Source organism: Dietzia psychralcaliphila, assembly GCF_003096095.1.
Taxonomy (GTDB): Bacteria; Actinomycetota; Actinomycetes; order Mycobacteriales; family Mycobacteriaceae; genus Dietzia; species Dietzia psychralcaliphila.
On sequence record NZ_CP015453.1, the window covers coordinates 2,043,139 to 2,054,344 of the forward strand.

The window sequence follows — 11,206 nt, forward strand, 5'->3', positions numbered from 1 at the left end:
CGGGTTACCCGTCGACCCCGACCGGGCGTGTGCCAGACTGAGCTGGATGTCGGCGGCCCGCAGGGCTGCCAGCGAGCCGTGAGGAGAACCGGGGAGCATGAGCGCTGACGGGCACCACACCAGCAAGGAAATCGTCGTGGAGGGCATCAGCTCCCTCGACGAGCCCTCGGTCGAGTGGGGCTGGCACCAGCACAGCAGGAAGGTCGGCCTCGTCGTGGGCGGCTTCTTCGTGCTGTTCCTCCTGGCGATGCTGTTCGGCAACCACATGGGCCGGGTGGAGGACATCTGGCTGGTCAGCATCGCCGGGTTCCTGGCGGTGTGGATGTTCCTCGCGCTGCGCCCGAAGAAGGACGACAGCGTGAAGAGAATCGAGATCTACGAGGTCCCCGCCGATCACTACTCCGTGTTCGGCGCCGCGGCGACCGGCGCCGTCGCGACGGCTCCCGCCAAGCGCTGACCTCAGCCGCTCCGAGAAGGGCCGCCACGCGACTTCCGCGGATGGCGGCCCTTCTCTTCGTCTACCGACGGGTGACGCCACCCCGTCGGGCGCGGTTACCCCTCCGCGGCGAGCTGACCGCAGGCGGCGGCGATCTCCTGCCCGCGGGTGTCCCGGACGGTGCAGGACACGCCGGCCTGCTGGACCGCGGCCTGGAACGCGTCCTGCTGGGGCTTCGGGCTGGCGTCCCACTCGCTGCCGGGCGTCGGGTTGAGCGGGATGAGGTTGACGTGCGCCATGGGCCCGAGTCTCTGGGCGAGCAGGCGCCCGAGCATCTCCCCGCGCCACGTCTGATCGTTGACGTCGCGGATCAGCGCGTACTCGATCGACACACGCCGACCGGTGGCGTCGGCATAGTGTCGCGCCGCGTCGATGACCTCGGCGACCGGCCACCGATTGTTGACCGGTACGAGGGTGTCGCGCAGTTCGTCGTCTGGCGTGTGCAGAGAGACGGCCAGAGTGACATGCAGTCCCTCCTCCGCCAGTCGATGGATCGCGGGGACCACCCCGACGGTCGACACGGTGACCGAGCGCTGGGACAGTCCGAAGCCGGACGGCGGCGGCGAGACGATGCCCCGGACAGCAGTGAGGACCCGCTTGTAGTTGGCGAGCGGCTCCCCCATCCCCATGAACACCACGTTGGACAGACGGCCCGGTCCGCCGGGGACCTCCCCGTCCCTCATGGCCCGGGCGGCCTCCCGCACCTGTTCGAGGATCTCCGCGGCCGAGAGGTTGCGCTCGAGCCCGGCCTGCCCGGTGGCGCAGAACGGGCAGGCCATGCCGCAACCGGCCTGACTGGAGATGCACAACGTCGCCCGGTCCGGGTACCGCATGAGGACGCTCTCCACGAGCGAACCGTCGTGCAGCTTCCACAGCGTCTTGCGGGTGGTACCCCCGTCGGCGGAGATGTGCCGCATCGAGGAGGCGAGCCGGGGGAACAGGTCCGCTCCGACCTTGTCCCGCAGCTCGACGGGCAGGTCCGTCATTGCTCCCGGGTCCGCCTCGAGGCGTCCGAAGTACTGGTTGGCGAGCTGCTTTCCCCGGAACGCGGGGACCCCGAGCTCGCCCATCGCCTCGGCTCGGCCCTCGGCGTCGAGGTCGGCGAAGTGTCGAGGGGGAAGGCCCCGGCGGGGGGCATCGAAGACGAGGGGTAGTGGTTCAACCATGATGGCAGCCATTGTGTCAGAAACCAGTCGGCACGACACACCGCCAGCGGATGCCGTCGGCCGGTGGGAGGGAATAGAGTCCACACATGCCCACGCGTTCACACGATCCCGTAGAGCCCTCCCGAACCGATTCCGCTCCGGGGTCGGCCGAGATCGCCCCGCTCGAGGACACCCACGCGGCCGCCCCCGCGACGGTCCCCGACGAGGGTTCCCGGGACCACGGGAGGGGCCATGACGCCGAACTACCCGATGTGACGGCCGGCAAGCTCGGGTCAGCGTGGATCGGGCTGGTCCTGGGCGCGCTCGTGACGATCCTCCTGCTGATCTTCGTCGCCCAGAACACCACCTCGACCGACGTCCGCTACCTCGGCCTGGAATTCAGCCTCCCGCTGGGGGTCCTGATCCTGTTCGCCGCCATCGCGGGAGCGCTGATCATGGCGCTGTTCGCGGGTTTCCGCATCCTCCAGCTACGCATGCGGGCACGGAAGGCGCGCAAGATCAACGCCCGCCAGCACTGAGCGGACCCGCCGCCGGCCCGGTCAGGAGCTCTGACCGGGAGCTCTGACTCTGAACTCTGGTGGCGACCTCGTTCGAGGAGTTCTGCGGAGGAGTTCCTCCGACGAATTCTTCCGACGGGTTCTTCCTAGGGGCGCTGCTCAGTGCGGTCAGGTCGGGACGACGTAGGTGAAGATGATCCACACCACCACGGCCGTGGGCAGGACGGAGTCGAGGCGGTCCATGAAGCCGCCGTGGCCCGGCAGCAGAGTGCCCATGTCCTTGATGCCGAGATCCCGCTTGACCTGGGACTCGATCAGGTCGCCCAGTGTCGCGGTGAGGACCGTGAGGACGCCGAGCAGGACGCCCTTGAGGAAGTTGTCGTCGAACAGAAGCACCACCACCAGCGCACCGCCGACGATGGCGAACAGCATCGACCCGGCGAATCCTTCCCAGGACTTCTTGGGGCTCACGGCGGGCGCCATCGGATGTTTGCCGAACAACACACCGGTGATGTAACCGCCGACGTCGGAACACACGACCAACAGGATCAGGGCGACGACACGTTGTGCCCCGAAGTCACCATCGGCGAGCATCGCCCCGAGAGAGCCCGGGACCGCGATCCACACCAGGACGAACAGTGCGACCGAGACGTCCCGCAGATAGTTCTCCGGTGCTGTGGTCAGGCCCGCCATCAGCAGGCGCCAGACCAGGACCAGGACGGTGGTGGCGGCGAACGCCGCGAAGGCGCCCTTGGCCTCGGCGAAGAACCCGGCCCAGACCATCGCCTGGCCGCCCAGGAGCAGAGGGATGAGCGGGAGTCGGAACTGAGCCTGCCGCAGCCGCTTGAACACCTCCCAGGTTCCGATGGCCACCGCACCGGCGGCGACCAGGTACCAGGCCCTGGGGTTGAACGCGATACTCGCGATGACCAGCGCGCCGAGTCCGACGCCCACGGGGATGGCCCGGGTCAGATCCCTGCCCGCCCGCGACGGCGGAGCCGCGGCCGCGGCTGTGGGCCCGGGTGGACCGGGCGGGGCGGTGTCCACGGCATTCTCCTCGAGTCTCGGTGGGTGGGTCGGCAGCGGCAGAGGGGAGGTCAGACCTCCATCAGTTCACCTTCCTTGGCCTTGACGAGCTCGTCCACATCGGCAACGAACCGATGGGTGAGCTTGTCGAGCTCCTTCTCGGCGGCGTTGACCTCGTCCTCGCCCGCCTCACCGTCCTTGTCGATGCGCTTGAGCTCGTCCATCGCCTTGCGCCGGACACCTCGGAGCGCGATGCGCCCGTCCTCGGCCTTCGACTTGGCCTGCTTGACCAGGTCGCGGCGGCGTTCCTCGGTGAGCTGAGGGACCGTGACGCGCAGAACCTGGCCGTCGTTCGTCGGGTTGACTCCGAGATCGGAGTTGCGGATGGCGTTCTCGATCGGGCCGATCTGCGACATCTCGTAAGGCTTGATGATGAGCATCCGGGGCTCGGGCACCGCGATACTCGCCATCTGGGTGATGGGGGTCAGACTGCCGTAGTACTCACAGAGCACCCGGTTGAACATGCCGGGGTTGGCGCGACCGGTACGGATGGCGGCGAGCTCGTCACGGACGTGCTCGACGGCCTTCTCCATCTTCTCCTCGGCCTCGAGCAGTGTGTCGTCGATCATGTGTTGCCTTCCGTTCTCTACTTGACTGAAGTTCGCGGATCCTGCGGTCAGGCCGGGCTGCTGACAAGTGTCCCGATCTCCTCACCGGCGACGGCGCGCGCGATGTTGCCCTCGGTGAGGAGGTTGAAGACCAGGATCGGCATCTTGTTGTCCATGCAGAGGCTGAACGCGGTCGTGTCGGCGACCTTCAGTCCCCGTTCCAGGCACTCGCGGTGCTCGATCCGTGCGAACAGTTCGGCGTCGGGGTTGGTTCGTGGGTCGTCGGAGTAGATCCCGTCGACGGCCTTGGCCATCAACAGCACCTCCGCCTTGATCTCGAGCGCACGCTGGGCTGCGGTGGTGTCGGTCGAGAAGTAGGGCATTCCCATCCCGGCGCCGAAGATCACCACGCGCCCCTTCTCCAGATGCCGCTCGGCCCGCAGGGGGATGTACGGTTCCGCGACCTGGCCCATGTGGATGGCCGTCTGGACACGGGTGGACACGCCCTCCTGCTCGAGGAAGTCCTGCAGCGCGAGGCAGTTCATGACGGTGCCGAGCATGCCCATGTAGTCGCTGCGGGCACGGTCGAGGCCTCGCTGCTGCAACTGGGCGCCGCGGAAGAAGTTTCCGCCGCCGATGACGATCGCGATCTGAGCTCCCGTGCGGGACACCTCGGCGATCTGCCTGGCGACCGACTGGACCACATCGGGGTCGATCCCCACGCCGCCCCCACCGAACATCTCTCCGCCCAGCTTGAGCATCACACGCTTGTAGCCGTCCCGCGGGTCGGTCATCGCTCTCCTCGTCCCGGACGGATCACGCCCGTCTCGTGCGTCAACGCCCCCGACACCGTCGTCGAGGAGCCGTGCGGCCCATGGTGGGACCTCGTCTATTCTGCCCTATCGCCTCCGCTGTCACACCGCAGCCCGCGCGTTGCACACGGGACCGGTCGGACAGACGTCGACGGCGGCACCCGGGAGTCCGGGTGCCGCCGTCGCAGTAGTGCCCGCCGCAGCGGGTACCGGGCCGGATCAGGCCTGGCCGACCTCGAAACGAAGGAAGGCGGACACCGTGGCGCCGGCTTCGGCGAGCAGTGCGCCGACCGTCTTCTTGCTGTCGGTGACCGAAGGCTGGTCCAGCAGGACGACGTCCTTGTAGAAGCCGTTGAGACGACCCTCGACGATCTTGACGAGCGCCTGCTCGGGCTTGCCCTCCTCGCGGGCGGTGGCCTCGGCGATCTCGCGCTCCTTGGCCACGACCTCGGCGGGCACCTCGTCACGCGAGACGTACTGCGCCTTGAGCGCGGCGATCTGCATGGCGGCCGAGCGCGCGGCGGCCTCGGCCGACTCACCCTCGCCCTCGTAGGCCACCATCACGCCGACCGCCGGCGGCAGATCGGAGGACCGCTTGTGGAGGTACACGGCGACGGGGCCGTCGAGCTTGCCCACGCGGCGCAGGACCAGCTTCTCGCCCGACTTGGCGGAGAACGAGACGACCGCGTCGGCGACCGTCGACCCGTCGAGCTCGGCGGCGTTGAGCGCGTCGAGGTCGGAGATCCCCTGGGATGCGGCGACGTCGACGATCTTGTCGGCGAGAGCGATGAACTCGGCGCTCTTCGCGACGAAGTCGGTCTCGGAGTTCATCTCGATCATGACGCCGTCCTTGACGGCGACCAGGCCCTCGGCGGTGGTGCGCTCAGCACGCTTGCCCACGTCCTTGGCACCCTTGATTCGCAGGACCTCGACGGCCTTGTCGAAGTCGCCGTCGGTCTCCTCGAGTGCCTTCTTGCAGTCCATCATCCCGGAGCCGGTGAGCTCACGCAGACGCTTGACGTCGGCAGCGGTGTAGTTCGCCATGGTGGGGCGACCCTCCTAAAAAGAGTTCGTGGTGTGTCGGAAGTTGTTGACGTCGGCCGGCGGGCGCGATCGACTCCACCCTAGACGCCTCGGCGCCGGGGGACTCCTCGCCCACCTTCGCCGACACGTCGGGCCCGGCCCCCCGGGGGATCCCCGCTGGGGATCGTGGGCGGCCGGGCCCGACGGTGCTCGAGCTGGTGGTACCGAATCAGGCCTCGGTGGACTCGGCCGCGGGGGCCTCCGTCGCAGCCGGCTCGGCTTCGGTGGACTCGGCCGCGGGGGCCTCCGTCGCAGCGGCCTCGGCCGCGGGCGCCTCGGTCTCGGTGGCGTCGGCGGCGGGCGCCTCGGCTGCCTTCTCGGCCTCGGGCGCCGCGGTCTCGCCGGTCACCTGGTCGAGCTGCTCGGCCTCCCACTCGGCGAGCGGCTCGGCCTCCTCGCCGGTGGCCTTCCCCGCCTGCGAACGGGCCTTGAGACCCTCGGCGACGGCGGAGGCGATGACCCGGGTCAGCACGCTGACCGAGCGGATCGCGTCGTCGTTGGCCGGGATCGGGTAGTCCACGAGGTCGGGATCACAGTTGGTGTCGAGCAGGGCGACGACCGGGATGTTGAGCTTGCGCGCCTCGCCGACCGCGATGTGCTCCTTGTTGGTGTCGACGATCCACACCACGGACGGCACCTTGGTCATGTCACGCATACCACCGAGCGTGCGCGCCAGCTTGGTCATCTCACGCGTGAGCATGAGAATCTCCTTCTTGGTGCGTCCCTCGAATCCACCCGACTGCTCCATCGCCTCGAGCTCCTTGAGGCGGATGAGACGCTGGTGAACGGTCTGGAAGTTGGTGAGCATGCCGCCCAACCATCGCTGGTTGACGTAGGGCATCCCGACCTTGGCGGCCTCTTCGGCGATGGCCTCCTGGGCCTGCTTCTTGGTGCCGACGAACAGGACCGTGCCACCGTGGGCGACGGTCTCCTTGACGAACTCGTACGCCTGGTCGATGTACGTGAGCGTCTGCTGCAGGTCGATGATGTAGATGCCGTTGCGGTCGGTGAAGATGAACCGCCGCATTTTCGGGTTCCAGCGACGGGTCTGGTGACCGAAGTGAGCGCCCGCGTCGAGCAGCTGCTTCATGGAGATAACTGCCATGGAAGATTTGAGGGGCTCGTCCGGCTTGGAAGCAGCCGAACCGCGAGGCCCTCGTCCTCGCTTTCTGGTGTGTATCGGGTTACGCCCGTGAACCGGTTGGTCTCGGGCCCTGGTGTCCGCACCGGACCGAACCCCGAACGAACAGGGGCACCTACGGGTCCGGTGTCCGGTGGAGCCGGGGCTGTTCGCCCCGGGTCCGGATGCTCCTCCCGTGGGAGTCGCAGGACACGCGAAGTCAATCGACGTCAGTCGACCGCATCGGCAATCATAACCCTCTTGAGCCCATCGTCCAACACGCGATCGGTAGCCCTCTCGTCCCTGTGGATGGTCGTCGACCCCATGCACAACCTGGTCACTCGGCCCGCTCTCCCCTCACGCTGCCGGGTGTACTCGAGTCATGGGAACCCTGACCACGCCCACAGTGACAGCCGGTAGGTGTCCGTCGGTGATCGCCGGGGTGGTCACAGCGGCAACCGCAGTTCTGGCCGCGATGGTGGCCGCCGCGATGATCGCGATCCTCCTCGTGGTCCCTACCGCCGCCGCCAGCCCTGACCCTCCGCGCCGAGATCTCCGGGGGCCGCTCCCCGGCCCGGTGTCGGCGGTGACCGCGTTCGACCCTCCAGTCGAACCCTGGCTGGCGGGCCACCGGGGGGTGGACCTTGCGGCGGCCCCACTGACGACGATCCGCGCGCCCGCCGACGGCACGGTGGTGTTCGCAGGCGCTGTCGGCGGCCGTCCGGTGCTCTCGATCGACCACGGCGCGGGTCTCCGCACGACCTACGAACCGGTGCGGGCCTCCGTGCGCACCGGGGACAGTGTCGCCACCGGGGACGCGGTGGGGCACCTGCTCGCCGGCCACGCGGGGTGTCCCGTGGCCTCCTGCCTGCACTGGGGCGCGCGTCTCGCCTCGGGTGGGCCATCGGGCGACGACGACTACATAGATCCGCTCAGCATGTTGTCCGTCCATGACAGACCGATCCGCCTCAAGCCCACCCGTCCCGGTGACGGGTTCGGCTGAGCCTTCCTCAGACTCTCCACGTCAGGCTCTGGGGTGGGCGCCCCGATAGGCGGCACGGAGTCGTTCTGCCGAGACGTGCGTATAGATCTGAGTGGTCGCCGGGGTGGAGTGACCCAGGAGTTCCTGGACGTGGCGTAGATCCGCGCCCCCCTCGAGCAGGTGAGTGGCCGAGCTGTGACGCAGTGCGTGGGGCGAGACCCGCGGGGAACCGGGCGTGGCGTCGGTGACCTCGTTGACCACCCGTCGGGCGGTGCGTGGATCCAGCCTGCCTCCGCGCGCCCCCAGGATCAGGGCCGGTCCCGACGACGATGTGGTCAGGGCGGGTCGACCTCCGTCGAGCCAGTCACGCAGCGCCCGCTCGGCCGGCACACCGTAGGGGACCGCGCGCTCCCTGTCCCCCTTGCCGATCACGCGGAGGAGTCGTCTCTCGGTGTCGACATCGTCCATGTCCAATCCGCACAGCTCGGCCACGCGGATGCCGCACGAGTAGAGCAACTCCATCACCAGACGATCGCGTAGCGCGATCGGGTCGCCCTCGGCCGCCCCGAGCTCTGTGGTCCGCATTGTCTCGGCAGCCTGCACGGCGTCGAGGACCTCGGGCAGATGGCGTTGTGCACGTGGTGCCTCGAGTCTGGCGGCCACGTCCCGGCCGAGGAGGCCTGCCCGGTGGGCCCAGGTGCTGAACGAGCGTACCGAGGCGACTCGGCGGGAGACCGTCGATCGCGCCGCTCCGCCGGTGACGAGCGAACCCAGCCAACTGCGCAGTGCGGGGAGGGTCAGGGCCGGGTCGAGGTCGGCGGCGGTACCGAGGGGAACACCCTGATCTCGCAGGAATAGGAGCAATTGCCGGACGTCCGAGGCGTACGCGCGGCGGGTGGCGCCCGAACGCCCACGTGAACTGGCGAGGTGTTCCGCCCAGTCGGCCACGACGTCCGCCAGTGGACCGGGCAGAACCCGTTCGGGCTCGCCACCCCCCCTCGTTACCATGCGTCACACTCTTCACTGCCGACACAGGGAGATCAAGTGCTCGCACCTCAACCGTGCAGGGCGGCGTGCTCGCACCTCAACCGGACAGGGCAATGGGGTGCCACGCCACCAGGCAGAGCGAGAACGCGGCGGTGGCCGAGACGGCCCGGACGTGGTTCCACGGCCTCCAGCGGGTGGCGAAGCGCAGCCAGGCAGCTTCCGGGTCGTCACCGTGAGCTCGCGAGAGCGCGTCATTGAGAGGGACGTTGACGGTGGTCGTCACGCCGACCACTCCCAGTCCGTAGAGGAACAGGGCCGCTGTGCACGCGGCCGTCACCACCCACGCACCCTCGGCAGCGCTCGCGACCGACGCGAGAACGAGCGCGAGGGGCGTCCCGAAGAACACGGTCGCGAACGCGGGGGTCAGCACCGTCTGGTTGACGGACGTCATCACCCTGACCGCGGCCTGCGCCCCAGTGGCGTCGAGCCCGGGGAGGACGGCCACGCTCCAGGTGGCGAAGAACCCCATCATCAGCGCCGAGCCGTATGTCGCGGCGAGGAGGAACACCGTGCAGACCATTGTCGCCCGACCCACCCTCAGCTGGACAGCGCGACGGTCTCGCGCAGGTAGGGGCCGTCGAGGGCCCAGTCCGCGAGGGCGCCGCCCACCTGCTCTGCACCAACCTTCATGGAGACCGTCCGCATCCCGGTATCGGCGTACACAGCCGACCGGGGGCCATCCACGAGGTTGACCGGTCGGGCGATCGTCCAGTCCAGCGGGGCGCGCCGCACGATCTGCTCCTGCTTCTCGTGATCGCGGAACTGGGGTCCGAGGAGCCCGGCGACGACGAGCCTCATGGAAGGACTCAGTCCCGCAGCGGAGTCACCGATGCCGTAGGTCGACAACACGACCAGGCGGTCGATCCCGTGGCCCTCCATCGCCGCCACGGTGGTGGCCGTCCCGCGCGACCGGACGTCGTCGGCGGTACCCCTCGCCCCCCGCAGACGAACCGTCACCGGATTCTCCGAGATCCCCAGGGCCACGACCACGGCATCGACTCCCTCCAGAGAGCGGCCGAGGGCGCACGGGTCCATTGCGTCCGCGATCCGGCTGTCTACTCCTTCGCGATCCACCTGCCGCCGGCTGATGGCGACTACTCCCGCCCCTCGCTCGAGGAGGCGTTCCATCACGATCCCGCCCACTCGCCCCGTTGCCCCGATGACCCCGACTGTGTTCATGCCTGCTCCAAGTTTCGTGACCCGGCGGGCTCGGCCGTAGCCGGGTCTTGTCCGATGTCGTGCTCGTGTGACCATCATTGACTGCAGGAGTACGGACCGACTATGTCCTGAAGGACTAAAACCATGACCATTCGTCCAGGCGCGCGTGGCCCGGGTTCGTCCGTCCACGCCACCACCGTCCACACCGCCGCCGACGCCACCACCGCCGACTCCGTTTCGCGCCTGACGAGCGAACTGCGGTCGCGAGGGATCTTCCACTGCGACACCCGGATGACTGCGGGGGTGACGCTCCTGCTTCCACGGATGCCGGGGACGGTCATGTTCCACGCGGTCATCGAAGGGCGATGCTCGGTGACTGTCGACGGCACCACCACCCGGTTGGAACCGGGCGAGGTCGCGCTGTTGCCCCACGGTGCGGGCCACGCGATCTCCACCGGTCCCGGTGAGACGGTGCTGCTCGAGTCGGCCCCCCGCCGCTCGCTCGGTGGCATCGTCGAGCGCCTCGAACTGGGATCCGGTCCGCTCGGGGTCCATGCCATCTGTGGAGCCCTCACGGTGGAGCACCCGGCTGCGCCTCCGCTACCGGCGACGATCGACCCGCTCGTGGTGGTGCCGTCCCGCTCGGCTGTTGATCGCCAACGCGTCGCCCTGCTCGCCGACCTCATCCTGGAGGAGGCGGATGCCGCCGCACCGGGGTGGACCGATGTGACATCACATCTCGTCGATGCGCTGGCGCTGAGGGCGTTCCGCCACGTTGTACTCGATGCGCCGCCCGGTCACGGTTGGTGGTCGGCGCTGCGGGAGCCCCGGGTGGCCGCGGCGATCGCTGCGATCCACGACCGGCCGGAGGTCCACTGGGACGTGGCCGCCCTGGCACGGGTGGCAGGGATGTCGAGATCGGCGTTCGCGGTGCTGTTCGGTGAGGTCACTGGTGATACGCCGATCAGGTGGGCCACCAACTACCGCATGCGGCTCGCCCGTGCCCAGCTCGCGGCAGGCGCCACCACCAGTTCGGTCGCGCGGCGGTCGGGGTACGACTCCGAGGTCGCATTCCGTCGTGCGTTCCGCCGTACCACCGGGGTGACGCCCGGTTCCGTGCGTCGTTCCGGCGCACCACCGGGGTAGCTCCCGGTCCCGTGCGTCGTCCCGGCGCACCACCGGGGTGACGCCCGGTCCCGTGAATGGTGTCG

General features: G+C 68.9%; 13 protein-coding genes. 4 read left to right on the forward strand and 9 right to left on the reverse strand.

Annotated elements, in window-relative coordinates; translation table 11 throughout:
* The first annotated feature begins 97 nt into the window (after positions 1–97).
* Positions 98–457: a DUF2631 domain-containing protein gene (locus A6048_RS09350; protein WP_107747439.1), complete on the forward strand. Its 360-nt coding sequence runs from the start codon at positions 98–100 to the stop codon at positions 455–457.
* 95 nt (positions 458–552) lie between these two features.
* On the opposite strand, the gene rlmN is transcribed toward A6048_RS09350, so the two are convergent.
* A complete protein-coding gene (gene rlmN / locus A6048_RS09355; protein WP_107747690.1) occupies positions 553–1,662 on the reverse strand; it encodes a dual-specificity RNA methyltransferase RlmN in 1,110 nt (369 codons plus the stop codon).
* Between the two features lie 86 nt (positions 1,663–1,748).
* On the opposite strand from rlmN, the gene A6048_RS09360 reads away from it, so the two are divergent.
* Complete coding sequence (locus A6048_RS09360; RefSeq protein ID WP_107747438.1) at positions 1,749–2,180, forward strand: LapA family protein; 432 nt, start codon at positions 1,749–1,751, stop codon at positions 2,178–2,180.
* A 147-nt stretch (positions 2,181–2,327) separates the two neighbouring features.
* On the opposite strand, the gene A6048_RS09365 is transcribed toward A6048_RS09360, so the two are convergent.
* The 5 genes from A6048_RS09365 to rpsB form a co-directional block, all read right to left on the reverse strand.
* Positions 2,328–3,206, reverse strand: a complete 879-nt coding sequence (locus tag A6048_RS09365) for a phosphatidate cytidylyltransferase (protein ID WP_107747437.1) — start codon at positions 3,204–3,206, stop codon at positions 2,328–2,330.
* Positions 3,207–3,256: 50 nt separating this feature from the next.
* Complete coding sequence (gene frr / locus A6048_RS09370; RefSeq protein WP_107747436.1) at positions 3,257–3,814, reverse strand: ribosome recycling factor; 558 nt, start codon at positions 3,812–3,814, stop codon at positions 3,257–3,259.
* A gap of 47 nt (positions 3,815–3,861) precedes the next feature.
* On the reverse strand, positions 3,862–4,587 hold the full coding sequence (gene pyrH, locus A6048_RS09375; protein WP_107747435.1) for a UMP kinase: 726 nt from the start codon (positions 4,585–4,587) through the stop codon (positions 3,862–3,864).
* Between the two features lie 237 nt (positions 4,588–4,824).
* A complete protein-coding gene (gene tsf / locus A6048_RS09380; protein ID WP_107747434.1) occupies positions 4,825–5,649 on the reverse strand; it encodes a translation elongation factor Ts in 825 nt (274 codons plus the stop codon).
* A 208-nt stretch (positions 5,650–5,857) separates the two neighbouring features.
* Positions 5,858–6,793: a 30S ribosomal protein S2 gene (gene rpsB, locus A6048_RS09385; protein WP_107747433.1), complete on the reverse strand. Its 936-nt coding sequence runs from the start codon at positions 6,791–6,793 to the stop codon at positions 5,858–5,860.
* A gap of 490 nt (positions 6,794–7,283) precedes the next feature.
* Here rpsB and A6048_RS09390 point away from each other — a divergent pair, with 490 nt between their 5' ends.
* Positions 7,284–7,811: a M23 family metallopeptidase gene (locus A6048_RS09390; protein WP_253919161.1), complete on the forward strand. Its 528-nt coding sequence runs from the start codon at positions 7,284–7,286 to the stop codon at positions 7,809–7,811.
* A gap of 21 nt (positions 7,812–7,832) precedes the next feature.
* Here A6048_RS09390 and A6048_RS09395 read toward each other — a convergent pair whose 3' ends face one another.
* The 3 genes from A6048_RS09395 to A6048_RS09405 all read right to left on the reverse strand — a co-directional run bounded on the left by A6048_RS09395 (position 7,833) and on the right by A6048_RS09405 (position 10,016).
* Positions 7,833–8,750 (reverse strand): tyrosine recombinase XerC, encoded by a 918-nt coding sequence (locus A6048_RS09395; RefSeq protein WP_235027261.1) that lies wholly within the window; start codon positions 8,748–8,750, stop codon positions 7,833–7,835.
* Between the two features lie 124 nt (positions 8,751–8,874).
* On the reverse strand, positions 8,875–9,357 hold the full coding sequence (locus A6048_RS09400; RefSeq protein ID WP_107747431.1) for an anthrone oxygenase family protein: 483 nt from the start codon (positions 9,355–9,357) through the stop codon (positions 8,875–8,877).
* Positions 9,358–9,374: 17 nt separating this feature from the next.
* Positions 9,375–10,016 (reverse strand): NAD(P)-dependent oxidoreductase, encoded by a 642-nt coding sequence (locus tag A6048_RS09405; protein ID WP_159110153.1) that lies wholly within the window; start codon positions 10,014–10,016, stop codon positions 9,375–9,377.
* A gap of 123 nt (positions 10,017–10,139) precedes the next feature.
* Here A6048_RS09405 and A6048_RS09410 point away from each other — a divergent pair, with 123 nt between their 5' ends.
* Positions 10,140–11,141 carry an AraC family transcriptional regulator gene (locus tag A6048_RS09410; protein ID WP_107747429.1) on the forward strand — a complete coding sequence of 334 codons (1,002 nt, stop codon included), beginning with the start codon at positions 10,140–10,142 and terminating at the stop codon, positions 11,139–11,141.
* Positions 11,142–11,206 lie beyond the last annotated feature (65 nt).

What these genes read in the sequence shown, in the direction of transcription:
- A6048_RS09350 (WP_107747439.1), top strand. Translation starts at nt 98, where the DNA reads ATGAGCGCTGACGGGCACCACACCAGCAAGGAAATCGTCGTGGAGGGC.
- rlmN (WP_107747690.1), bottom strand. Translation starts at nt 1,662, where the DNA reads ATGGTTGAACCACTACCCCTCGTCTTCGATGCCCCCCGCCGGGGCCTT.
- A6048_RS09360 (WP_107747438.1), top strand. Translation starts at nt 1,749, where the DNA reads ATGCCCACGCGTTCACACGATCCCGTAGAGCCCTCCCGAACCGATTCC.
- frr (WP_107747436.1), bottom strand. Translation starts at nt 3,814, where the DNA reads ATGATCGACGACACACTGCTCGAGGCCGAGGAGAAGATGGAGAAGGCC.
- pyrH (WP_107747435.1), bottom strand. Translation starts at nt 4,587, where the DNA reads ATGACCGACCCGCGGGACGGCTACAAGCGTGTGATGCTCAAGCTGGGC.
- tsf (WP_107747434.1), bottom strand. Translation starts at nt 5,649, where the DNA reads ATGGCGAACTACACCGCTGCCGACGTCAAGCGTCTGCGTGAGCTCACC.
- rpsB (WP_107747433.1), bottom strand. Translation starts at nt 6,793, where the DNA reads ATGGCAGTTATCTCCATGAAGCAGCTGCTCGACGCGGGCGCTCACTTC.
- A6048_RS09390 (WP_253919161.1), top strand. Translation starts at nt 7,284, where the DNA reads ATGGTGGCCGCCGCGATGATCGCGATCCTCCTCGTGGTCCCTACCGCC.
- A6048_RS09400 (WP_107747431.1), bottom strand. Translation starts at nt 9,357, where the DNA reads ATGGTCTGCACGGTGTTCCTCCTCGCCGCGACATACGGCTCGGCGCTG.
- A6048_RS09405 (WP_159110153.1), bottom strand. Translation starts at nt 10,016, where the DNA reads ATGAACACAGTCGGGGTCATCGGGGCAACGGGGCGAGTGGGCGGGATC.
- A6048_RS09410 (WP_107747429.1), top strand. Translation starts at nt 10,140, where the DNA reads ATGACCATTCGTCCAGGCGCGCGTGGCCCGGGTTCGTCCGTCCACGCC.